Genomic DNA, 24,522 nt, shown 5'->3' with positions numbered 1-24,522 from the left:
ATCGATACCTAAAATGTGGATGGTAGACATATGGTTCACCTCGTTTTGAGAGCCTACTCTAAGCGTAGGGCTTGAGAGTGAGGCGGACCATATAATTAAGGCTGCATTGTGCAGCCTTTTATCGTTTTAAATCGCGTAAATGAGGATTACGCTTCTTTTGCTAGAATCGCAAAACAGCGATCTGCTGCTTCTAGAGTTGCTTCAATCTCTTTGCTGCCATGAGCTAGAGAAGTAAAGCTTGCCTCAAATGCAGAAGGCGCTAAGTAAACGCCGTGATCCAGCATTAGGTGGAAGAAGCGCTTGAAGCGTTCAATATCACACTTCGTCACGTCTTCGTAGCTAGTGATTGTCTCTTGCTCAGTGAAGAAGAAGCCAAACATACCGCCAACCTGATTAACCACTAGTGGAATACCATGATTATCGGCCAGTGTTTTAAAGCCATCTGCAAGTTGTTTTGTCTTTGACGCTAGGCGTTTTTCGTTACCTTCTTCTTTTAGAAGGTTCAAACATGCAAAGCCTGCAGCCATTGCTACTGGGTTACCTGAAAGTGTACCTGCTTGGTAAACTGGGCCTGTAGGTGCGATGTATTGCATCACTTCTTTACGACCACCAAACGCGCCCACTGGCATACCACCACCGATAACTTTACCCAGAGTCGTTAGGTCTGGCTTGATGTTGTAATAGCCTTGCGCGCCACCTAGAGCAACACGGAAACCTGTCATTACTTCATCAAAGATCAGCAGTGCACCTTCTTCATCACAAATCTGACGAAGACCTTCGTGGAAACCTTCTACTGGTGGAATACAGTTCATGTTACCGGCAACTGGTTCAACGATAATACAAGCGATCTCACCTTTGTTTGCTGCAAACAGCTCACGGACAGAGTCTAGATCGTTAAATGTTGCTGTTAGAGTGTGCTTAGCAAAATCAGCCGGAACGCCAGGAGAGCTTGGCTGACCTAACGTTAGAGCGCCAGAGCCTGCTTTTACCAATAGGCTATCTGCGTGGCCGTGGTAGCAACCTTCGAATTTCATGATCTTGTCGCGGCCAGTGTAGCCACGTGCTAGGCGGATTGCGCTCATTGTTGCTTCTGTACCAGAACTTACCATGCGGATTTGCTCCATTGACGGTACTAGTTCAGAAACAAGCTCAGCCATAGCGATTTCCATCTCTGTAGGCGCGCCAAAGCTTAGACCACGTTGAGCAGCATCAATCACAGCTTCACGAATTACTGCATGGTTGTGACCTAAAATCATAGGACCCCAAGAGCCTACGTAGTCGATGTACGCTTTGCCGTCAGCATCAAAAATCAATGGGCCGTCTGCACGCTCAACGAAAATTGGTGCGCCGCCAACACCATTAAAAGCACGTACAGGAGAGTTCACCCCACCTGGGATTGTCTGTTGTGCTTTTTCAAATAGATCTGCTGATTTGGTCATGGGATATCCTCTTTTGATTGCTCGGACCAATTTGGCTCGCATTGTACCTGCCCAACTCGTTTCAATAAAACGCTTTGACCCACATTCTGAGTACTTTGACATCAAATAGAAGAGAAAATGCGTAAAAATTGGCTTCAAAAGTGGCGAATACTTGAACGCTTCACTCAGGTATTAGATAATCGACCTAATATTAGAAGATAAAACTCCAGATGGTTAACGCGGTCTGGAAGTAGACGACTGAGAGAGGTCATCCGTGAGCGACGCAAATATCCCACTAACATTTTCAGATGCAGCCGCTAATCGAGTAGGCGCTTTGATTGCTGAAGAAGAGAACCCAGAGCTAAAACTGCGTGTGTATATCACAGGTGGTGGCTGTAGTGGTTTTCAATACGGCTTTACTTTTGATGAGAACGTAAACGAAGGTGATACCACTATCGTCAACAGCGGCGTGACGCTAGTCGTAGACCCAATGAGTCTGCAATACCTTGTCGGTGGTCAGGTTGATTACACGGAAGGCCTAGAAGGCTCACGTTTCTTCGTAAATAACCCGAATGCAACAACAACTTGTGGTTGTGGTGCATCATTCAGTGTTTAATCACTGTTAATTATGACTTTCTAAGGCTGCTTTCTCGCAGCCTTTCTTTTACCTGTCCATTTTTCCTTGAACTCTGCTTAATTCCAGAAATTGAGACCTAACCTAGATTACTGTCCAACTGTATTTTATTTTTGGTTGGTTAATTTATATTCTGATATGTGACAGTGATTTAACTTTTTGTCGCAATAAATACAACGGATGATTGCTTAGCGATATCTAACTCGTAATCGATAACGCGCAGCAACACTAAGGACAGTTATGGCTAGTTTCTCTCCACTGCGATTCTTCGCAGTTCGCCCCTATTTGGTTTCTCTTATTCTGGTCGTAATCCTGACTTGGTGGCTAGGCATGGGAATGCTCAATGCAGAAGAGGCCCCTGCCCAAAACAAAACGGAAGCGATTCCTTTAGCCAAAGTGGCTTACACCACCTTTACTGCTCAGCCGACACATAAGTCGATTGACCTTTACGGTCGCACTGCACCAGATAAACAGGCCAAACTTGGTGCTGAAATCGCGGGGAAAATTATTCAGCTTAAGGTACGCAAAGGCGACAGTGTCAAACAGGGGCAAGCCATTGCTTATATCGACAAAGGCGATTTAGAGATTCAGCTACAACGCGCTGAAGCAATGCTGAAAGTAAAACAGAAAGAGTTTAAAGCCGCACAGTCTTTGAAGAGTAAAGGGCTTCAAGGTGAAGTGGCTTATACCAATGCACAAGCTGGTCTTGTTGAAGCAAAAGCCATGGTGAGCAATGCCAAGATTGCGCTTCGAAATACCGTGGTGACGGCTCCGTTTACTGGCATAGTTGATCATCTCTTTATCGAAAAGGGGGATTTCGTCGGTGTGGGCGACCCTGTGGCGAGTTTGCTGGATCTACAAAACATCATTATTGAAGCGGATGTCAGTGAGCGTCATATTCAAGATCTTGTGCTCAATCAAGAGGCGAGCGTGCGCTTTATTAACGGCCAAGAAGCGACAGGTAAAGTGCGCTACATTTCTCGCGTTTCCTCCTCCTCAACCAATACTTTCCCAATAGAGATTGAACTGCCTAACCCTGAGCAAAAAACGCCAGCAGGGATTAGCGCGGAAGTCACTCTGAACTTGCAGGATCAACAAGCGATCAAAGTAACGCCAGCCATGCTTGCACTTGATGAGGCGGGGAATTTAGGTGTGAAAACATTAGTCGGTGAAACAATTGAGTTTGTGCCAATTCAGTTGGTGAAAGCAGAGCAAGACGGAGTTTGGCTAACGGGATTAGGGAGTAGCGTCAAGATCGTTACGACTGGTCAAGGTTTTGTGCGCAATGGCGATCAAGTGATCGCGGTTGAGCAGCAAAAGTAGGGGGCTGAACCAATGTTTGCACTGATTGATGCGGCGCTGTCTCGTACTCGGACCATGATGGTTCTGCTGATTTTTATTCTGCTTGCTGGTGTCGGGACCTATATATCCATCCCGAAAGAGTCTAGCCCAGATATTACCATCCCAATTATCTACGTATCGGTAGGTCACCAAGGTATCTCTCCATCTGATGCTGAGCGATTGCTTGTCAGGCCGATAGAACAAGAGTTGCGAGCGATTGAGGGGGTGAAAGAGATGACTTCGACCGCTTCTGAGGGGCATGCTTCGGTGATGTTGGAGTTTAGCGTAGGCGTTGATCTCAACAAAGCGATGGCCGATGTGCGTGAGGCGGTTGATCTGGCTAAGCCGAAACTGCCAAGTGACAGTGATGAACCAACGGTCAATGAAGTGACTTTGGCATCAGAAGAGCCGGCGTTGTCTGTGGTCCTCTACGGTACTGTACCTGAACGCACGATAGTTCAAATCGCAAGGCAGTTGAGAGATAAGCTTGAGGGTTATCGTCAGATTCTTGAGGTCGACATTGCTGGTGATCGCGAAGATATTGTTGAGATCATTGTCGATCCACTACTCATGGAGAGTTATGGGCTCGATCAAGGTGATATCTACAACCTCATTGCGCTCAATAACCGAGTAGTTGCAGCTGGTTTTGTTGATACAGGCTATGGGCGATTTTCAGTAAAAGTCCCGTCTGTTTTTGATTCATTGAAAGATGTGTTGGATTTGCCTGTTAAGGTCGATGGTAAACAGGTTATTACCTTTGGCGATGTTGCGACGGTTCGGCGCGCATTTCGAGATCCTGAAAGTTATGCTCGCCTTGATGGCAAGTCAGCAGTAGTCCTAGATGTGAAAAAGCGAGCTGGCGAAAACATTATAGAGACAGTTGAGCTGATTAAAGCGGTGTTGGTTGAAGCTCAAAAGCGCCCTGAATGGCCAAATAACTTGTTGGTTAAGTACACTTGGGATCAATCGAAAGATGTCAAAGTGATGCTTAACGATCTGCAAAACAACATCTTGTCGGCAATCATTTTGGTTGTCATCGTTATCATTGCTATTTTGGGTGTACGCACGGCATTTTTGGTTGGTGTTTCAATACCTGGATCGTTTTTAACGGGTCTATTGGTGCTTTCCGTGTTTGGCTTGACGGTCAATATCGTCGTTTTGTTCTCCTTAATTATGGCCGTTGGCATGCTGGTGGATGGTGCCATTGTGGTGACCGAATTCGCTGACCGTAGGATGCAAGAGGGCACACCTCGCCGAGAAGCGTATCGAGATGCGGCCAAACGAATGGCTTGGCCGATCACTGCTTCGACTGCAACCACGCTGGCTGCATTTGCGCCGCTGCTGTTTTGGCCGGATGTCACTGGCGAATTTATGAAGTATCTGCCTTTAACCTTGATTGCGACCTTGAGTGCTTCTCTTGCAATGGCGTTGTTGTTAGTGCCGGTTCTGGGTAGTTTGATTGGCCGCCCTCAGCATGTGACTCGCTCTCAGCGTGAAAAAATGGTCGCGTTACATGAAGGGGATTTTTCGAAAGCGACGGGGTTAACCAAGCTCTATTTCCACACTTTAGATATTGCGTTAAAGCACCCACTCAAAATCCTATTAAGTGCAATCTTGCTTGCGGTTGGTGTTGGCTTTACTTACGCCAAAGCGGGGCTAGGAGCTGAGTTCTTCCCAGAAGTCGATCCTCCATTCTTTACGGTGAAAGTGCGCTCTTATGGTGACTTATCTCTGGATGAAAAAGACGTCATCATGCGCGACATTGAATCGGTGATGATTGGTCATGATGAGTTTGAAAGTGTCTACACCAGAACCGGTGGTGATGATGAAATTGGTCAGATTCAAATTACACCCGTGGATTGGCAATACCGTCGCAAAGTAAAAGAGATTATTGAAGAGCTCAAACAGCAAACGGATGACTACGCAGGGGTAGAAATTGAGTACAAATTCCCTGATGCAGGGCCACCGGTTGAGAATGATTTGGTGATTGAGATGTCAGCTCGTATTCCTGACGAGTTAGACAGTGCCGCGAAACTGGTTAGACAATGGGCTGACAGTTACGACGCCTTTACTAACATCAGTGATACGTCGAGCAAGGAGGGGATAGACTGGCAGATAGATATCCGCCGTGATGATGCCTCTCGTTTTGCTGCAGACGCAACCTTGGTCGGTAATACTGTCCAGTTCGTGACTAATGGCCTCAAGATTGGCGATTATCTACCGGACGATGCCACTGAAGAAGTCGATATTCTGGTTCGTTACCCACAAGATAAGCGTGATATTGGCCGATTTGATCAGCTGCGAGTGAAGACGCCTGCAGGTCTTGTCCCTATCACCAACTTTGCCAATATTGTGCCTGAACATAAGCAAGACACGATTCGACGCATTGATGGCCACCGAGTGATTAACATTATGGCGGATATGAAAGAGGGCTATAACCTAGCGCTTGAACTACCGAAAATTACCAAAGCGGTAGCTCAACTTGGTTTGCCGTCGAGCGTTGAATTTAAGATCCGTGGTCAAAACGAGGAACAAGAGAACTCATCTGCCTTCTTGCAGAACGCATTCTTAGTTGCGTTGGTGGTGATGGCACTGATCCTGATCACCCAGTTCAATAGCTTCTACCAAGCATTTTTGATCTTAAGTGCGGTGCTGTTCTCTACTGTCGGTGTGTTTGTTGGTCTGCTTATTTTCCAAAAGCCGTTCGGCATTATCATGTCAGGTATTGGGGTAATAGCGTTAGCGGGTATCGTGGTAAACAACAATATTGTGCTGATTGATACCTATAACCAGCTGCTTAAGCGAGGTTTAGATAAACGCGAGGCTATTTTAAGAACGGGGGTTCAGCGTCTTCGCCCAGTGATGCTAACAACGGTCACGACGATTTTAGGTCTTCTGCCTATGGTGCTTGAGATGAATATCGATTTGATTAACCAGAAGATTGAGTTTGGTGCGCCAAGTACTCAGTGGTGGTCACAACTGGCAACAGCAGTGGCTGGAGGGCTTGCGTTTGCAACGGTGCTGACACTGGTGCTAACACCGTGTCTGCTGATGTTAGGGCGAGTGCAGAAAGTAGAAGAGCAAGCGAATACCGTGATAGAGGCAGAGTAGTTTCGTATCAATTAAAAAGACCCGCGATAGTGCGGGTCTTTTTATAGGTTAAGGAGTCGCGAGTAATTTACCGTAGCGATCCAGCTTCTCTAACCTCAACTTTGCATTGGCGATAAAGGTAGTCTTTGCTTTACCAGTCAGTGATTTAGATTGAGGTAGCTTCACTGTTCTTGGGTTCTTATGTACCCCGTTAACTAAGAATTCATAGTGGAGGTGAGGGCCTGTTACGCGGCCGGTACCACCTAAAGTACCAATAGTCTGCCCTTGTTTAACACGTTGACCGGTTTTAACGGTGCGTTTGGTTAAGTGCAGGTATTTAGTGATGTATGTATTGCTATGCTTGATGAAGACGTAGTTACCGTTAAATTGGTTGTAACTCGACTTTTGCACAATACCGTCACCTGCTGCCCATATTGGTGTACCGACAGGGGCGGCATAGTCAGTGCCTCGGTGCGCACGAACTTTACCCGTCACTGGGTGGCGTCTCGTTGGGTTGAAGTTAGAAGAGACACGACGGAAATCAAGAGGTGAGCGTAAGAAAGCCTTCTTCATAGCTCGGCCATTCTCGTCATAGTAATTGCCAGTCTTATCATCCAAAATCGCTTTAAAGGTATCGCCTTGGTTGGAGAAAATCGCAGCGATGATTTTTCCGCGTCCGACAACTTCCCCTTCGACGACTTTTTCTTGGTAGAGGATTTTAAAACTATCGCCGCTACGAATATCTAAAGCAAAGTCGATATCCCAACCAAAAATCCCCGCGATCTCCATAATTTGGTTAGCGGTAATCCCTGCTGTTATACCTGCGTTCCAGAAGTTAGAGGTAATATCTGCTTCAGCATAGTTATATTGGTAATGAACTTCTTTCTTATCAATCGAAGAGGTGTAGCCTTTATCTGACTTCGTTACCAAAAAGGATTCATAAGGGCTAATCTGACGTTTGATTTGAATGAGCTGGTTATCAGTATCAAAACCTAGTTGAAACGAATCCCCTGGTCTGACGCGAGTCAATTGGCGTGAAATCTCTTTGCTGGTGGACGTTAATTCATAGAGTAAGCGTGAAGAGAGCCCTGCACGTTGGAATAGCAGAGCCATGCTGTCACCTGAGCCTATGGTGTGTTTTTCCCAGCGTAGTACAGCCATGCTTGGTATCGGGGTTTGCTCAGTTAAAGCTTCAATATCAATTGGGAATGGGTAAGACTGACCTACCTGATAGTTGCTCTCCTCTGGACGAAGATCTTTTGGTGCAGGAAGAAACAGCGCGATGACGATAAATGCGCTAAAAAAAACGATAAGAGCTCGGTGCATCCATGGAAGTCGAGCGAAAAGAGACAACATCTTATGTCCGTTCTAAAAAATTCAGTAAAAAAGCTAAGCTGTTTAGTCTAACTGGTTTCAAAAAGCATCGCTATTCAAGTAAGATGGCAAACTAACAAATTTTTGCCAAATCTGTGGGAGTGAACAAGAATGGCGAGCATTGAAGCTGCACTAGCCGAGATTAAGCGCGGTGTTGACGAATTAATTCCAGAAGAAGAACTGATTGCTAAATTGAAAGAGGGTCGTCCTCTTCGCATCAAATTAGGTGCCGATCCAACAGCACCGGATATTCACCTTGGTCATACGGTTATCTTGAACAAACTACGTGCGTTCCAAGAACTAGGCCATGACGTGACTTTCCTAATCGGTGACTTCACTGGCATGGTTGGTGACCCAACTGGTAAGAACACAACTCGTCCACCTTTGACTCGTGAAGACGTACTGCGTAATGCAGAAACGTATAAAGAGCAGGTGTTTAAGATTCTTGATCCAGCAAAGACTAAGATCCAATTTAACTCTGAGTGGCTATCTGAACTAGGCGCTGAAGGTATGATCCGCCTAGCTGCGAACCAGACTGTTGCTCGTATGCTAGAGCGTGATGACTTTAAAAAGCGTTACACTGGCGGCCAGCCAATTGCTATCCATGAGTTTATGTATCCACTCCTACAAGGTTATGACTCAGTAGCAATGGAAACGGACGTAGAGCTTGGCGGTACAGACCAGAAGTTCAACCTACTAATGGGTCGTGAATTGCAAAAGGCACATGGTCAGAAGCCACAGGTTGTTCTAACTATGCCTCTTCTAGTTGGCCTTGATGGCGAGAAGAAGATGTCTAAGTCTGCGCACAACTACATCGGTGTAAGCGAAGCGCCAAGTGAAATGTTTGGTAAGATCATGTCTATCTCTGATGAGTTGATGTGGAGCTACTATGAACTGCTATCTTTCCGTCCTCTTGAAGAGATCGCAGAGCTGAAAGCTGGCGTTGAAGCAGGCAAGAACCCTCGCGACGTGAAAGTGGCGTTAGCGAAAGAGATCATTGCGCGTTTCCACAGCGAAGCGGATGCAGATGCAGCGGAACAAGAGTTCGTTAACCGTTTTGCTAAGAACCAAATCCCTGACGAAATGCCAGAATTTGATTTTGATGCAGATCTACCAGTAAGCAATATTCTTAAAGAAGCAGGCCTTTGTGCTTCAACGTCAGAGGCAATGCGCATGGTTAAACAAGGCGCAGCTAAAATTGATGGTGAGAAAGTCGCTGATTCTAAATTCGCACCAGAAGCGGGTACTTACGTATTCCAAGTTGGTAAGCGTAAATTTGCACGTATCACTATCAAATAATTGATACGAAAAGAATAAAATATTCTGTGATTAGAAGCGCCTTTTTAGGCGCTTTTTTTATATTTAATACCAACCTAAATAAATATTTGGTCATTCTTGCTGGCTAAAATCGTTCATAGCTTCGTTATAGATTTTGTAGGTAGGTCAACTAGCTAGCTGCAATCTATGCCTTGCTCTAAACGATTTTTTCTGCGCAATTATCTGATCACCTATTTATCCAGATTGGTATAAGAAACCATAACTGGGTCAAATATCGCAGATCTTGACCTTAAATTGACGGTTTTTTCTCGCCAATTTTGTTATTATCCCCGCGCTGTCAGTACGACAGTTTTTTCGGAGACTTTTATGAACAATATCGACCATCCTCCTAGTATCAAGGGAGAAAAATAGTCCACAACGGTATTGTCACTTCATGTCTCTGCCTTTGTGGTAGAGCAATCTTCTTTTCTTCGATTCCTCTCATTTTTCTCCATGAAAACTAGAACCTAAATACTGCTCGCTATAGTGCCCCTTTAGGCAGATCGCGCGGATGTGATTCTGCTCAGTTACATTTTGCCTATGCGGTATTTGATGGTCGTTACCTATTGCCAATCGGGAGATTCGCCATGACGGTAATGAACAATACTTTTATTGAAAATGCACCACACTTTTCACAAGAAGAGATTGGTGCCGCGCGCAATGCGTTTTTGCGTTATGACCAGCAACAACAAGTACACCTCTTAACGGTTATGCCCGTTGAAGAGGCAGTGGCTATTTTGCACCATTGCTCCGTCGGTTATGTGCAACAGCTTATTTCGTTATTAGAGAATGATGGATATGACAAACGTGCTCGCCATTTTGCGCATCAGCTTGGTTTTATCCATTCTGAGGTAGAAACGCCGAGCAGTTATCTTGATACGTCTGTTTTAGAGCATGTTAAACAACGCATCGGTTGGATTATTGCACTCGCTCTACTTGGGATAGTGTCTGGACTGATTATCGCTCAGTATGAAGATACCTTGAGTCAGCTTGTTCTGCTGGCGATCTATATGCCTGTTATCGCTGCAGCTGGAGGTAACACAGGGACACAAGCGGCGACACTGGTGATAAGGGCGTTAGCGACAGGTGAGCTGAAAAAGCGCCAGTGGTTAGCGGTGTTTTGGAAAGAGAGTCGTGTTGCGCTTTGTCTCGCTCTTGCGATTTCTCTGGTGATCGTGGGGCGTATCTTACTATTCAGTGACAGTAGCGCTGCAGGAGGCTTTGACCTGAATACCATCGCACTTGCAATTGCAGTCGCCTTATTTATTCAGGTCACGATGTCGACCACGTTGGGTGGTTTACTGCCTATTTTGGCGAGAGCTTTCAAGCTTGATCCAGCAGTGCTAGTGAGCCCTGTATTGGCCTCGATCGTCGATATCTCTGGTATGTGGATCTACTTTACAGTTGTGAACTACTTCTTAGGTATCGCCTGACTGAATTTGACGACATCTTTGTAAAACAAGGTTTCAAACCGAGTGATTGGGGCGACGGTAGGTTTATCGTCGCCCTTAATTTTAGGTGGGTGGTAGTCGGCGACAAATTGAACAAACAGCGTGCTTGGTTGGCCGTTTGCTCCTAATCCAAAGCCCGCCATATTTGAGCTGCCGTAAAGAGATCCGCTCTTGGCAATTAATTCTCCCTTTATTGGCGCTTTGCGCATACTGCGTCGATACTTCAGCGTCCCATCTGTGCCAGAGGTTGGCATCAAGGCGATTAAGCCTAATTGTTGCTCATTTTGCCAAATGTAACGCAGTACGGCAGCCATGTTTTGGCTCGTAAAACGGTTATTACGAGAAAGGCCTGAACCGTCGGCAAGGGGGGTATGTTCGAGGTCGATTCCTGTTTTGGCAAACAGTATCTGTTTAATTGCTTTCGTACCGTTACCAAAGCTGCCAGGCTGATGATAGAACTGAGCCCCAATGGTTTTTGTTAAATTGTCTGCGATGAGGTTATCCGATTTTTTGAGCATAACCTCAAGTAAATCAGGCAGTGGCGCGGATTGGTGACTGGCTAAAGTTTTACCTTGTTTGTTGTATTTCCCAATTTTGATTTGCCCAGCTAACTTGATGTTTTGCTGTCTGAGCAATGTATTTAGCACACGCTGAGTGTAAAGCGCGGAGTCTTGAACAGCGAACTTGAGCGGTAGAGGCTTGCTACGGCTCTGCAAGCAGCCTTGAAGCTGGTAGTGGTTATCAGGTGAGGAAAGAAGCTCTAAATCGCACTGAGTGCTCTCTTGCTCGATCTTAGATACGGATTTGGCCAGAGTAGTGACATAAATTGGTTGATGTTCAGGGACATAGACGCGAGTTTTACCGTTAGTTTCGGTATAGATTGACGCTTGAACGCAATTGTCATCCAACGAAATGGCACTGGCTGGCGCGCTGTAACAAACACCAAGAATATCCCATGGCCACCCTACTGCGCGGTCGTAACCCGTAAACGCACTGTTATCAAGCCAAAGGTCGCCTGTAATCTTACTGATTCCGCTTTGTTTTATTGTCGTCAGAAGCTGTTTTAGATTTGGCGTTGTTAATGTTGGGTCACCACTAAAACGAATAACGACATCGTCTTTGACAGACTCAATGGAGGTTTGGTAGCGAAAGTCATCGCCTAGTTCCAGTTTTGCGGCAAGCGCGGTGACTAACTTCAAGGTACTTGCTGGTGGAAAGAGCTGGGTTTGGTTGTCAGTTTCAGCAAAGTTGGTGTTTTGCGCCAACGCTTGAATCTTTAATGCCGCGCGGCTTCCTTGTGGCAATTCATTGAGAGGTGCATAGGCGAAAGACGCCTTAGAGCAAATAAGAGCGACAAAAATAAAAAGAGTAGAGGAGAGTGAGCGCATCATGATTTGCCATTTAAGAACAAGGAGATGTCAGTATAGCGAGTAAAAAAAACGCCCGCTAGAGAGCGGGCGTCTTAGATTCATGACATTAAGCCACAAATTAGAAGTCGTAACGTAGACCTAGTGCTAGCTCGTCTTCAGCATCTGTTTTAGAGATGTATGACTTGCTGTCATCTAGCAGGTTGAAGTTGTACGAGATGTAAGTGCGGAAGTTAGGCTTGAAGTAGTAAGTTGCATCGAATGCTAGGTTGTCAGCTGCGTCTTCTTTAACGCCTGCTTCTTTTGACTCTAAGTAGTTGTAAGTCATTGTGAATGCAGTTTTCTCTAGCTTGTATGCTGCTGCGAATTCGTAACCAGTTAGGTCAGTCTTAGTACCTAGATCTTTCTCTTCACCGTCAACGAAAGTACCTGCGAAGTAGAAATCGCTGATAGCGTAAGAAGCCGCTAGCATGTACTGGCTTTCAGATGCGTTTGCACCTGTATCAGAATCTGCGTAACCAGCACCTAGCTTAACGCCAGTTTCGCCGATTGCGTAGATTGCAGATAGAGAGTAGCCGTCTGTTTTGTTGTCAGAGTAGATGTCGTTGCCTTGTGCATCTGTAGTTTCGATGCGGTCAGCAAAGCGGTAGCTAGCTTTAACGCCTAGGTCAGCAAATTGGCCTTTGTATGAAACCATGTTGTCTGTGCGGTCTGCAACAGCAATTTTGTATGCCGCTGAGTTACCGTGGTAAGACATGATATCAGTAAAGTCAGTGATAACGCCTAGCGCACCGTCGTTTTTACCGTAAGTTACTTCACCGAAGTCACCGCCGATACCCGCGTAAGCGTAACGGTTGTCTAGTGAGTCAAATGTAACTTTGTTGCCGTTAGTGTCTGTAACTGTTGCAGGGTTAGTTACGAATTCACCTTCGTAGAAGCCAACACCGTACAGACCGTCAGTGATTTGAGTCTTACCTAGGAAGTTTAGACGTACACGAGTTTTGTCTTCAGCTTTGCCGTCTTTAAGAGATAGACGAGCTTCCGCACGACCACCGATCTCTAGAGAGTTACCGTTTGAGCTGTATACAGAAGTACCTTCGATACCGCCTGCTTGTTTACCGTCAGCCGCTACTGCGCCTGTCGCCACTGCTGCAGCTGAAACTGCTAGAGCAATCAGAGTTTTGTTCATCTTGTTAGTCCTAATTTACTGTCCATAAATAGTTGTTTTTGCGAGTAATGATCCACGAATGAGTCATCCTCTTATTATTACTTCGGTGAATCAATGTTCATATGTAAGACTTATGTCAAAAATATGAATGAATCTTAATTACGGCCGAGTAATCGGTGAGCAATGTTGTACCGCTAAAGTTCCATTACGAGGTAGTAAAACGATATAAAACCAACAAATGAACAGTGTTTTATTTCGTGTGAATAAATATCAAGTTGTTGTTTTTAAAGTGACATAAGTCATTTTTGGTAGTGCTGTGATTAATTTTTTTTTTATCTTTTTTTATTCATAACGCTTTGTTTGTTACGTTTTTTAGATTGGTTTATCTAATGGCTTTGTAGACAGTGATCACGCTTTTTTGAGGGGGATGGATTTAAGGTGATTTAGTTGCCAAGTTTGTTTACACTAGAAGAAATCGTTAGTTAACTCACTACCTAATCCAGCGGATTGGGTAGTTTTGTTTTGGCCAAAGATTGCTTTGGCAAAGAGGTACAAAATGGAAAAAGTCCCAATGACTCTACGTGGCGAACAACAGCTACGTGTAGAACTAGAACGCCTATTAAAGCTTCGTCCACAGATCTCAGAAGCAATTGCTGAAGCTCGAGAACTAGGTGACCTGAAAGAGAACGCTGAGTATCATGCAGCGCGTGAAGAGCAGGGCATTTGTGAAGCTCAAATCCGTGATATTGAATATAAGCTTTCAGTGGCTCAAGTAATTGATGTTACTAAAATGGATAACTCAGGTAAGGTTATCTTTGGTTCGACTGTGACTCTAATCGATGTTGATACAGAAGAAGAGAAGACTTACCAAATCGTTGGTGATGACGAAGCGGATATTAAAGCAGGTCGCATCTCGGTAAGTTCACCAATCGCTCGTGGCCTTATCGGTAAGATGGAAGGAGATGAGGTTGTTATCTCTACTCCGGGTGGCGATCGCGACTTTGAAATCGACAGCGTAGAATATATCTAAACCGATACAAGTCCCAGATATCAAAAAAGGTCGCAGCTGCGACCTTTTTTATTGCTCAACGAAGTAGAATTACTTACGTGGTAGCTCGATTTTACGCTCTTCGCTTTGGCGGAATAGTACGAGTGTTTTACCGATAACTTGTACTTTTTCTGCCTTAGTTTCACGAACAATAGCTTCAATGATCAGGTTTTTTGTGTCGCGGTCTTCAGACGCAACTTTCACTTTGATCAGCTCGTGGTGGTTAAGAGCAATTTCGATTTCCGCTAGAACAGCTTCAGTTAGTCCGTTAGCGCCCATAAGCACAACAGGTTTTAGACTGTGCGCTAGGCCTTTTAGATGCTGCTTTTGTTTGGTGCTTAGGTTCATTACGCGGCCAATTTTCTTTACTATTAGGGTTGAAAAATACCATTTTAACGCCATCTATCCCTGAAGACTATAATTTATTGGGTTAGTTGTTCCCTCTATCTATTAGGACACCAATGAGTAAACAGAAACACTCAGCCAGTTCAGGTCGCTGGTTAAAAGAACATTTTGATGATAAGTACGCCAATGAAGCTCGTAAAAAAGGCTACCGTTCACGTGCTTACTTCAAAATAGAAGAGATCCAAACTAAGGATAAACTACTAAAACCTGGTATGACTGTTGTCGATTTGGGTGCAGCTCCAGGTGGTTGGTCTCAATATGCTGCTAAGATATTAGGTGACGATGGGCAAATCATTGCATGTGACCTGTTACCGATGGACCCTATCGCTGGCGTGAGCTTCCTTCAAGGTGATTTCCGTGATGAGGCCGTTCTTGATGCATTACTTGAAAGAATCCAACCGTCGATGGTGGACGTAGTAATGTCTGATATGGCACCTAACATTGCGGGCAACAACTCTGTAGACCAGCCAAGAGCTATGTATTTAGTTGAATTGGCTTTAGATATGTGTCGACAAGTTCTAGCACCTAATGGTAGCTTTGTTGTAAAGGTTTTCCAGGGCGAAGGCTTCGATCAATTCGTGAAAGAAGTACGTGACACTTTCAAAGCTGTGAAAATCAGAAAACCAGACTCATCCCGAGCGCGCTCGAGAGAAGTCTTCGTTGTAGCCACCGGTTACAAAGGTTAACTATTTTAGCCTTTTACGGGCAAGTTAACACTATAGCTACAGGCTATAAACTGTAGTACCCTACCTTTAATTACAATTAGTTATCGAGAGGCTTGCACCTTGAGTGACATGGCAAAAAATTTAATTCTGTGGCTTGTAATCGCCGTCGTACTTATGTCGGTATTCCAGAGCTTTGGCCCTGGAGAGAGCAATGGCAGAGCGGTGGATTACACCACGTTTGTACAGGAAGTTGGCCAAGGCCAGATTCAGGAAGCAACTTTTAAAGACGGTGAGATTACTTTCACTCGTCGTGGCGGCGGCTCGCGTTATGTTACTTACATGCCGGTCTACGACCAGAAGCTACTTGATGACCTAATTAATCAAAATGTAAAAGTACAGGGCACACCTCCTGAGGAGCAAAGCCTACTTGGTACTATCTTCATCTCTTGGTTCCCAATGATCTTACTGATTGGTGTATGGATTTTCTTCATGCGTCAAATGCAAGGCGGTGGCGGTAAAGGCGCTATGTCTTTCGGTAAGAGCAAAGCTCGAATGATGAGCGAAGAGCAAATTAAGACAACTTTTGCTGACGTTGCTGGTTGTGACGAAGCAAAAGAAGATGTTAAAGAACTAGTAGATTACCTACGTGATCCAAGCCGATTCCAGAAACTTGGCGGTAAGATTCCAACAGGTGTTCTAATGGTTGGTCCTCCTGGTACCGGTAAAACCTTACTTGCTAAGGCTATTGCTGGTGAAGCGAAAGTACCGTTCTTTACAATCTCAGGTTCTGACTTCGTAGAAATGTTTGTTGGTGTCGGTGCATCTCGTGTACGTGACATGTTCGAGCAAGCGAAGAAAGCGGCACCATGTATCATCTTTATCGATGAAATCGATGCTGTAGGTCGCCAACGTGGCGCTGGTGTTGGTGGTGGCCACGACGAACGTGAGCAAACACTGAACCAAATGCTGGTTGAGATGGATGGTTTTGAAGGTAACGAAGGTATTATCGTTATCGCTGCGACTAACCGCCCAGACGTACTTGACCCTGCACTACTTCGTCCTGGTCGTTTTGACCGTCAGGTTGTGGTTGGCCTACCAGATGTGCGTGGTCGTGAACAGATTCTTAAAGTTCATATGCGTAAAGTACCTCTAGCTGGCGATGTAGAGCCTTCTCTGATTGCTCGTGGTACTCCTGGCTTCTCTGGTGCAGACCTAGCTAACTTAGTAAACGAGGCGGCGCTATTTGCTGCTCGCGGTAACAAGCGTAACGTTTCTATGGTTGAGTTTGAACTGGCGAAAGACAAGATCATGATGGGTGCAGAGCGACGCTCAATGGTTATGTCGGAAGAGACAAAAGAGTCGACGGCTTACCACGAAGCGGGTCACGCAATCGTTGGTCGCCTAGTACCTGAACACGATCCAGTATACAAGGTGTCGATCATTCCACGTGGCCGTGCACTTGGTGTAACTATGTACTTGCCAGAGCAAGATCGCGTGAGCATGTCTCGTCAGCACCTAGAGTCAATGATCTCTAGCTTGTATGGCGGCCGTCTTGCTGAAGAACTTATCTACGGTAAAGAAAAAGTGTCTACGGGTGCGTCAAACGATATCGAACGTGCAACTGATATTGCTCGTAAGATGGTAACGCAGTGGGGTTTCTCTGAGAAGCTGGGTCCTCTTCTTTACGCAGAAGAAGAAGGCGAAGTGTTCCTAGGTCGCGGCATGAGCCAAGCTAAGCACGTTTCTGATGACACGACTAAGCTTATCGACCAAGAGATTCGTACGCTTATCGATCGTAACTACGACCGTGCTAAGCAGATTCTTGAAGACAACATGGATATCATGCACGCAATGAAAGATGCGTTGATGAAGTACGAAACGATAGATGCAGGTCAGATTGATGACCTAATGGATCGTAAGTCAGATATCCGTGAACCAGCTGGTTGGGGTGACAACCCTTCTAATAAATCTGAAGCTAAGCCAGAAGCGAAAGCGGAAAGCAAGGATGAAGAAGAGAAGCCAGCAGAGCAACCAGTAGAAGAGAAAGCTTCTTCTGAAGAAACTCAAACTGAAGCGCCAGAGAAAAAAGACGCTGAGTAATTGACTGTTTAATACTAAACCCCGGGGAAACTCGGGGTTTTTGCATTTATTATGATCTTAAAAGCTAACAATAAAACACTCGACCTATCTAAGCCTCATGTAATGGGGATCCTCAATGTTACCCCTGATTCCTTCTCTGATGGCGGTAAATATAATACGCTCGACAGCGCCATGGAGCAGGTAGCTCGGATGATTGAGTCGGGTGTCACTATCATTGATATTGGTGGTGAATCGACTCGTCCTGGTGCGCCTGATGTGGCGCTTGAAGAAGAGCTACAAAGGGTTATTCCCGTTATTAAAGCCATCCGAGCTAAATACGATGTATGGATCTCGATTGATACCAGTAAAGCTGAAGTCATGCGCCAAGCCGCAGAGGCAGGAGCTGATCTTATTAATGATGTTCGTGCGTTGCAGGAGCCTGGTGCTTTGGAGGTCGCGGCAGAGTCTGGTTTACCTATCTGTCTGATGCATATGCAGGGACAGCCTCGTACAATGCAATCCAATCCGCATTATGAAGATCTTGTTAAAGAGGTGGGTGAGTTCTTACAAGAGCGTATTGATGCTTGTGAAAAAGTAGGTATCAAACGTGAGCAATTGATTCTAGATCCCGGTTTTGGCTTTGGCAAAACATTAGAACATAACTATCATATGCTTGCTCATTTAGACGCGTTCCATGAGTTTGGTTTGCCAATCCTTGCGGGTATGTCTCGTAAGTCGATGTTGTTTAAACTTCTAGATAAAGCCCCGGCTGAGTGTGTTGCAGCGAGTGTCAGCTGCGCCACTATTGCAGCGATGAAAGGTGCTCAGATTATTCGTGTTCATGACTTTGAACAGACGCTTGATGCTATGAAAATTGTCTCAATGGTCAAAGCGAACCAGTGAGAAAGAAAAAAGATAAAGGATTCATTATGTCTAATAAAAGACGTTATTTTGGTACCGATGGTGTACGTGGCAAGGTAGGTAAATACCCAATCACACCTGATTTTGTACTAAAGCTAGGTTGGGCGGCTGGTCGCGTTCTTGCGAAGCAAGGCACCAAGAAAGTAATCATCGGTAAAGATACGCGTATTTCAGGTTACATGCTTGAATCAGCGCTAGAAGCTGGTCTTGCTGCTGCGGGTCTAAAAGCAACGTTTACTGGCCCAATGCCAACGCCTGCGGTTGCTTACCTTACTCAGACCTTCCGTGCTGAAGCGGGTATCGTGATTTCTGCGTCTCATAATCCATACTACGACAACGGTATCAAGTTCTTCTCGTCAGAGGGGACAAAACTGCCTGATGATATCGAACTTGCGATTGAAGCCGAGCTAGACAAAGAGATTGAGTGTGTCGAATCTGCGCAACTTGGTAAGGCAAGTCGCCTAAATGATGCAGCAGGTCGTTACATTGAGTTTTGTAAGAGCACGTTCCCATCTGAGCTAAGCCTTGCGGGTAAAAAGATTGTTGTCGATTGTGCTCACGGCGCAACTTACCATATTGCACCAGCGGTCTTTGGCGAACTAGGTGCAGATGTGATTGCGATGGGCGTTGAACCAAACGGAACCAACATCAACCACGAAGTTGGCGCAACGGACGTCCGTGCGCTGCAAAAGCGTGTTGTTGAAGAAGGCGCTGAGCTTGGTCTTGCATTTGATGGTGATGGCGACCGAATTATTATGGTTGATCACCTTGGCAACAAGATTGATGGTGACCAAATTGCTTACATCATCGCACGTGATGCGTTGCGTCGTGGTGAATTAAAAGGTGGTGTTGTTGGTACGCTAATGACTAACCTTGGTATGGAAAATGGCTTAAAACAACTAGGCATTCCATTTGTTCGTGCCGCTGTTGGTGACCGCTATGTGATGGAGCAGTTGCTCGCTAAAGGTTGGAAGATCGGCGCTGAAAACTCAGGCCACGTCATTTTGCTAGATAAAGTGACTACAGGTGATGCGATTGTTGCAGCGCTGCAAGTGCTTGCATCTGTTGTAGGCAGTGATATGTCTCTGCACGACCTATCACAAGGTATGACACTTTACCCACAAGTACTTGAAAACGTACGTTTTGAAGGTGACTCAAATCCACTTGAGTCTGAAGCGGTTAAAGTGGCGACACAAGAAGTTGAAGCGGAGCTTGGTGAAAAAGGTCGAGTACTTCTGCGTAAGTCTGGTACTGAGCCGTTAATCCGCGTGATGGTGGAAGGCGAAGACGCCGAGCTTGTTCAATCTTCAGCGCTTAAGATTGCTGACGCTGTTAAGGCGAGCTTCTAAGTTATCCAGATCGTTTAATGATGTTATAGCGGTGTCTGCTTGTGTTAGCATGACACCGCTTTTTATTTTCGCGAACTACCAACTATGTCGAACCAAGAATTGACTTACCTAGATGAAATGGGGATTCAGGCCTACCAACTATCCCATCCTGACCGTTTGCACGGTTACAGTTTTGAAGGGATTACCTTACCTACTGAATGTAAGTTGCTTTTGGTTTCGCCTCAGTTACCTAGCGGAGCAACCGCTAAGCTGTTTGAAAATATTCTTAAGACGGTCAATCTGACGCTAAATGATGCTCGTCATCTTGAACCTGAACAACTTCCTCAGTTAAACAATCACAGCCTAGATTGGGTGTGGTTTGCCGATTGTGCGATTCAAGAAGGTTTGAGTGATAAGGTATTACACTCAGCAAGTTTAGCGAATATCGATGGTAATCAAGCCGAAAAGCGAGCCCTTTGGCAGCAAATTCAAGCGTTAAAATAGTATGTCTCTACGTATAGAATCTTTGGCTGAGTCTCATCTAGACTCGGTCTATTCCATTGAAACTCTGGCTCATAGTCACCCTTGGTCAGAGACCATGATCCGCGATGTAAACAGTCGAGGTGCATGCCATCATGTCTTACTCGATGGTGAGCAGGTTGTCGGCTATTTCTACGCACAAAATATTGTTGGAGAAGTCACTTTACTAAACATTGCGGTTTCCCCAAATATGCAAGGAAAGGGCTATGGAACGCGACTAATCGAGGCGTTTCTTGAGGTCTGTGAGCAGGCTCGTGCAGAAAGTGCATGGCTTGAAGTTCGAGAGAGTAACGTCCGTGCTGCATCATTATATGAAGCTGTTGGTTTCAATGAAGTGGATAGAAGAGTGAATTATTATCCTACTGAAACAGGCAAAGAAGATGCAATCATTATGAGTTACATCTTCTTTTAATCCAATCTCACCTTGTTTTACTTTTGTACAGCCTTAATGATGGTTAGCTCTTCGATAGGGTAGTAGTTTTGCTCGAATCGTTGGACTAGCTCTGAAGCGGGTAGCGGTTTATCAAATAGGTAACCTTGGAACTGATCGCACTTGAGATGTTTCAATGCTTGAAGCTCATTAGCGTCCTCGACACCTTCGGCAATCACCTCTAAGTTTAATCGTCTTGCGGTCATTATGATGGTGTCGACAATCGCTTGGTCACTTTCATCAAGATGAAGCTGAGTGACGAACGAGCGATCGATCTTTAAAACATCGACTGAAAGGTGCTTGAGGTAGCGCAGTGATGAGTAACCTGTACCAAAATCATCTATCGATGTTTTTAAGTTGTGTTCTTTGAGCTCCTTCATCTTTTGCACTGCCCCTTCTACATTCTCTAGAAGAAGGTTCTCTGTAATCTCCAGTTCAATATGTTCACCATCAATACCTGCTTGAGCCATTGAGTCGACAATATGTTCGACAAACGAGCTTTGCGAAAATTGGAGTGGGCTGATATTGATAGCTAAGCGACGAAAGGTGGGTGGCAATTGATTGTTCTTCTTCCAACTAGCGTATTGATAGCAAGCTTGCTCAATGATCCAATTACCAATCTGAAGGATCTGTCCTGTCTCTTCAGCAATCGGCATAAAGACGCCCGGCGGTAACAATCCCTTTTCTGGATGGTTCCAACGAATCAAAGCCTCAACGCCAATAATGTTGTGTTTGCCATCGACCTGTGGTTGATAGTAGAGCTCAAGTTGCCCTTTGTTGATTGCTTCATGCAGGCCTTTCTCTATCTCTAAAAACGACTCTACTTGCGCCTGCATTTCTGGCTCATAGAACATGTATTTGTTGCGCCCTGCGACTTTTGCTCGATAGAGAGCAGTGTCAGCCTGACGAAGTACATCAATGTTAGTGCTGCCGACAGAAGGGAAGACTGCAATCCCAACGCTCACAGAGCAGTAAAGTTGGTGATCGTCGATAGAGTAAGGGTTAGAGATCAGGGCAAGTAATTGCTGAGCCAAATCATGTGCTTGCTCAGAACTTGTGTTAGGTAAAAGGATTGCAAACTCATCGCCACCGATACGCGCGGCAGTAAAGTCTTTGATCAACCATGCTTCGATGCGTTTTGAAATCGCTTTAAGTAAGTTGTCCCCAATGGTATGTCCTAGGGAATCGTTGATGGTTTTAAAACGGTCGAGATCGAGGTAGAACAAGGCGCCCGCTTGCTTACTTTTGTTCGCATGCTCGATGGCGTCTTCTAACATCTGAAGCAACAAACTTCGATTAGCAAGTCCAGTTAAAGAGTCATAATAGGCGAGTTGATTGAGCTGTACTTCGGCGGCTTCTCTGTCTTTCCATAAGGTGTGAAAAGTCTTAGCTAAATGGCCAAGTTCATCGTCTCGATATTGCGTTGGTGGTGGGACATCTCGCTCGTTGTTTTGTAGCGAACGAACCCAGTCTATGAGTGTGACAAGGGGCTTGGATAACTTCTGATAAAAAAACAGTAATAAGATCGTGGTCAGTAGGATGTTTCTAAACAGATCGAATAGAAGGATCTGGGTGGTCTTGGCGATAAAGTCTTTCGCAATATAGGAGCCGTTGACCGAAAAGCTTAGTGTCCCCACCACAACGTGTGAGTTTGGTTGGTGAAGATCGGAAGTATAAATCGGGTTGGTTGGAGTGAGATACCCAGATAAGGCTTCAGTAAAATCCCCTTGCAATGAAATGTTGCGCTCTCTTTCTGTTAGGGTGTCGCCGAAGTCATCAACGATTTGCACTTTGTAGATGGCATTATCCATCATCAAGCTAGAAGCAACTTGTTCTGCAAGCAATTGGTTGAGGTGATAAGCGGCTTGGCTTGCATTGGAGTAGTTTTGTAACAACTTAAACTGGTAATGTTCTTCAATGCGCTTCTGTTCCTGATGAACATCCACCAAGATATGATAAAAACTAAAACATACCCCTAAGATGACAGAGACTAGGAAGACAGTCTTAGCTTGTCTAAACGCTAATGAGTTTATTTTTTTGCTTTCAGGCATAGTTATGATTAGTTCCCTCTACTCCTTTAGTTATAGTCCATATTTATTGATAATTTAATTTGTTGCTAGTTAGAAACTCTTTTTGCGCCAATTTCGTTGCGGAAGTTGCCCCCTCGACCAATATAAGCGAAAATACCGCGCAAAATTGAATCGAACCGCTAGAGCCGTGTTTTATGGCTCATAGACAGAAGAAGAATCCTTTCATGTCAAATACTCCTTTTCTAAGCGAAGTGTCTAAACGTAGAACTTTCGCGATTATCTCGCACCCAGATGCGGGTAAAACCACCATTACAGAAAAAGTCCTGTTATTCGGAAACGCAATCCAAAAAGCAGGTACGGTTAAAGGCCGTGGTAATGCAACACACGCTAAATCTGACTGGATGGAGATGGAGAAAGAGCGTGGTATCTCTGTAACGACTTCTGTTATGCAGTTCCCATACAATGACTGTCTTGTAAACCTACTCGATACCCCAGGACACGAAGACTTCTCAGAAGATACTTACCGTACATTGACGGCTGTTGACTCATGTCTAATGGTTATCGACGCTGCGAAAGGTGTCGAGGACCGTACTCGTAAGCTAATGGAAGTAACTCGTTTACGTGATACGCCAATTGTAACCTTCATGAACAAATTGGACCGTGACGTACGCGATCCAATGGAAGTATTAGATGAAGTAGAAAGCGAACTGGGTATGGCATGTGCGCCAATCTCTTGGCCGATCGGTTGTGGTAAAGAGTTTAAAGGTGTTTACCATATCCACCGTGACGAAACGATTTTGTATGAATCAGGCCACGGTCATGAGATTCAAGAAGTTCGCATCATTAAAGGGTTAGACAACCCAGAGCTTGATGAGCAAGTCGGTGCGGACTTAGCAGAAAGCGTTCGTGATGAGCTTGAACTAGTGATGGGTGCATGCCCAGAGTTTGACCTTGAGTTGTTCCTTGCGGGTGAGCTAACGCCAGTTTACTTCGGTACTGCATTGGGTAACTTCGGTGTTGACCACATGCTAGATGGCTTAACAAAGTGGGCGCCAGAGCCTAAGAACCGTCAAGCAGTAGAGCGTGATGTTGAAGCTACAGAAGAAGAGTTTTCTGGCTTTGTCTTCAAGATCCAAGCAAACATGGACCCGAAACACCGTGACCGTATTGCTTTCATGCGTATCGTTTCTGGTACGTATAAGCAAGGCATGAAGATGAACCACGTTCGTACCGGTAAGAAAGTCAGCATCTCAGATGCAGTTACCTTTATGGCGGGCGACCGTTCTCGTGCAGAGAACGCATACGCAGGTGACATCATCGGTCTTCATAACCACGGTACCATCCAGATTGGTGATACCTTCACTCAAGGTGAAGCGCTTAAGTTCTCTGGTATTCCAAACTTTGCACCAGAACTGTTCCGTCGTATTCGTCTAAAAGATCCACTGAAGCAGAAGCAGCTGCTAAAAGGTCTGGTTCAGCTTTCTGAAGAAGGTGCGGTACAGGTATTCCGCCCTCTACAAAACAACGACCTAATCGTAGGTGCTGTTGGTGTGCTTCAGTTTGATGTGGTTGTCGCTCGTCTAAAAGCGGAATACAACGTAGAAGCAATCTATGAAGGTGTTAACGTAGCAACAGCACGTTGGGTTGAGTGTGGTGACGCGAAGAAGCTAGATGAGTTCCAACGCAAGAACCAAGCGAACCTAGCACTAGATGGCGGTGATAACCTATCGTACATTGCGCCAACGATGGTTAACTTGAATCTAGCGAAAGAGCGTTTTCCAGAGGTTGAGTTCCGCGCGACTCGCGAACACTAATACTCTTCATATTTGAAGCTCTGGCAGCGTTAACTTCACTCATCTGCCCCAGTCACATAGCGTACTATGTTCCTGGGGTCAGATTCGTTCGTTGCCTTGCCA

Annotated in this window: 19 protein-coding genes; 13 read left to right on the top strand and 6 right to left on the bottom strand. The window is 45.3% G+C overall.

The genetic code is table 11. The features are described from left to right. Positions 1-146: 146 nt before the first annotated feature. Positions 147-1,439: a glutamate-1-semialdehyde 2,1-aminomutase gene (hemL, locus tag F0231_RS16250; protein ID WP_171760754.1), complete on the bottom strand. Its 1,293-nt coding sequence runs from the start codon at positions 1,437-1,439 to the stop codon at positions 147-149. Between the two features lie 253 nt (positions 1,440-1,692). On the opposite strand from hemL, the gene erpA reads away from it, so the two are divergent. The 3 genes from erpA (at position 1,693) to F0231_RS16235 (ending at position 6,504) form a co-directional block, all read left to right on the top strand. After that, positions 1,693-2,034, top strand: a complete 342-nt coding sequence (gene erpA / locus F0231_RS16245; protein ID WP_171760753.1) for an iron-sulfur cluster insertion protein ErpA — start codon at positions 1,693-1,695, stop codon at positions 2,032-2,034. 258 nt (positions 2,035-2,292) lie between these two features. After that, positions 2,293-3,375, top strand: a complete 1,083-nt coding sequence (locus tag F0231_RS16240; protein WP_171760752.1) for an efflux RND transporter periplasmic adaptor subunit — start codon at positions 2,293-2,295, stop codon at positions 3,373-3,375. 12 nt (positions 3,376-3,387) lie between these two features. Continuing rightward, complete coding sequence (locus tag F0231_RS16235) at positions 3,388-6,504, top strand: efflux RND transporter permease subunit (RefSeq protein WP_171760751.1); 3,117 nt, start codon at positions 3,388-3,390, stop codon at positions 6,502-6,504. Positions 6,505-6,552: 48 nt separating this feature from the next. On the opposite strand, the gene F0231_RS16230 is transcribed toward F0231_RS16235, so the two are convergent. After that, positions 6,553-7,839: a peptidoglycan DD-metalloendopeptidase family protein gene (locus F0231_RS16230; RefSeq protein ID WP_171760750.1), complete on the bottom strand. Its 1,287-nt coding sequence runs from the start codon at positions 7,837-7,839 to the stop codon at positions 6,553-6,555. A gap of 129 nt (positions 7,840-7,968) precedes the next feature. On the opposite strand from F0231_RS16230, the gene tyrS reads away from it, so the two are divergent. Further along, positions 7,969-9,156: a tyrosine--tRNA ligase gene (tyrS, locus tag F0231_RS16225; RefSeq protein ID WP_171760749.1), complete on the top strand. Its 1,188-nt coding sequence runs from the start codon at positions 7,969-7,971 to the stop codon at positions 9,154-9,156. 605 nt (positions 9,157-9,761) lie between these two features. Further along, a complete protein-coding gene (locus F0231_RS16220) occupies positions 9,762-10,607 on the top strand; it encodes a magnesium transporter (protein ID WP_171760748.1) in 846 nt (281 codons plus the stop codon). Here the strand turns inward: F0231_RS16220 and dacB are convergent. Together dacB and F0231_RS16210 are read right to left on the bottom strand one after the other, a co-directional pair. Beyond that, positions 10,586-12,016, bottom strand: a complete 1,431-nt coding sequence (gene dacB, locus F0231_RS16215) for a serine-type D-Ala-D-Ala carboxypeptidase (protein ID WP_171760747.1) — start codon at positions 12,014-12,016, stop codon at positions 10,586-10,588. The two genes, F0231_RS16220 and dacB, sit on opposite strands and share 22 nt — an antisense overlap. A 97-nt stretch (positions 12,017-12,113) precedes the next feature. Continuing rightward, on the bottom strand, positions 12,114-13,181 hold the full coding sequence (locus F0231_RS16210) for a porin (RefSeq protein WP_171760746.1): 1,068 nt from the start codon (positions 13,179-13,181) through the stop codon (positions 12,114-12,116). A gap of 535 nt (positions 13,182-13,716) precedes the next feature. On the opposite strand from F0231_RS16210, the gene greA reads away from it, so the two are divergent. Continuing rightward, on the top strand, positions 13,717-14,190 hold the full coding sequence (gene greA / locus F0231_RS16205; protein WP_171760745.1) for a transcription elongation factor GreA: 474 nt from the start codon (positions 13,717-13,719) through the stop codon (positions 14,188-14,190). Between the two features lie 69 nt (positions 14,191-14,259). Here the strand turns inward: greA and yhbY are convergent, their stop codons facing one another. Beyond that, the gene (yhbY, locus tag F0231_RS16200; RefSeq protein WP_171760744.1) at positions 14,260-14,556 is read right to left on the bottom strand and encodes a ribosome assembly RNA-binding protein YhbY; all 297 of its coding nucleotides are present in this window, start codon (positions 14,554-14,556) and stop codon (positions 14,260-14,262) included. Between the two features lie 113 nt (positions 14,557-14,669). Between yhbY and rlmE the strand changes: the two genes are divergently transcribed. The 6 genes from rlmE (at position 14,670) to rimI (ending at position 20,558) form a co-directional block, all read left to right on the top strand. Then, the gene (rlmE, locus tag F0231_RS16195; protein WP_171760743.1) at positions 14,670-15,299 is read left to right on the top strand and encodes a 23S rRNA (uridine(2552)-2'-O)-methyltransferase RlmE; all 630 of its coding nucleotides are present in this window, start codon (positions 14,670-14,672) and stop codon (positions 15,297-15,299) included. 108 nt (positions 15,300-15,407) lie between these two features. Then, entirely contained in the window at positions 15,408-17,378 is a 1,971-nt protein-coding gene (ftsH, locus tag F0231_RS16190; protein ID WP_171760742.1) for an ATP-dependent zinc metalloprotease FtsH, read from the top strand. A 51-nt stretch (positions 17,379-17,429) separates the two neighbouring features. Then, on the top strand, positions 17,430-18,260 hold the full coding sequence (gene folP, locus F0231_RS16185; RefSeq protein ID WP_171760741.1) for a dihydropteroate synthase: 831 nt from the start codon (positions 17,430-17,432) through the stop codon (positions 18,258-18,260). A gap of 26 nt (positions 18,261-18,286) precedes the next feature. Further along, positions 18,287-19,627, top strand: coding sequence for a phosphoglucosamine mutase (gene glmM, locus F0231_RS16180; protein WP_171760740.1), 1,341 nt, complete (start codon positions 18,287-18,289; stop codon positions 19,625-19,627). Between the two features lie 84 nt (positions 19,628-19,711). Continuing rightward, positions 19,712-20,110: a DNA polymerase III subunit psi gene (locus F0231_RS16175; RefSeq protein ID WP_171760739.1), complete on the top strand. Its 399-nt coding sequence runs from the start codon at positions 19,712-19,714 to the stop codon at positions 20,108-20,110. A gap of 1 nt (position 20,111) precedes the next feature. Beyond that, on the top strand, positions 20,112-20,558 hold the full coding sequence (gene rimI, locus F0231_RS16170) for a ribosomal protein S18-alanine N-acetyltransferase (protein WP_171760738.1): 447 nt from the start codon (positions 20,112-20,114) through the stop codon (positions 20,556-20,558). 17 nt (positions 20,559-20,575) lie between these two features. Here rimI and F0231_RS16165 read toward each other — a convergent pair whose 3' ends face one another. Continuing rightward, the gene (locus tag F0231_RS16165; RefSeq protein ID WP_171760737.1) at positions 20,576-22,627 is read right to left on the bottom strand and encodes a bifunctional diguanylate cyclase/phosphodiesterase; all 2,052 of its coding nucleotides are present in this window, start codon (positions 22,625-22,627) and stop codon (positions 20,576-20,578) included. A 203-nt stretch (positions 22,628-22,830) separates the two neighbouring features. Between F0231_RS16165 and prfC the strand changes: the two genes are divergently transcribed. Beyond that, complete coding sequence (gene prfC / locus F0231_RS16160) at positions 22,831-24,420, top strand: peptide chain release factor 3 (RefSeq protein ID WP_171760736.1); 1,590 nt, start codon at positions 22,831-22,833, stop codon at positions 24,418-24,420. Positions 24,421-24,522: the final 102 nt, after the last annotated feature.

The organism is Vibrio sp. RE86, from assembly GCF_013114545.1.
Taxonomy (GTDB): Bacteria; Pseudomonadota; Gammaproteobacteria; order Enterobacterales; family Vibrionaceae; genus Vibrio.
Note: the sequence above shows the minus strand (reverse complement) of the source record. Positions and strands in the feature narration are given on the sequence as shown.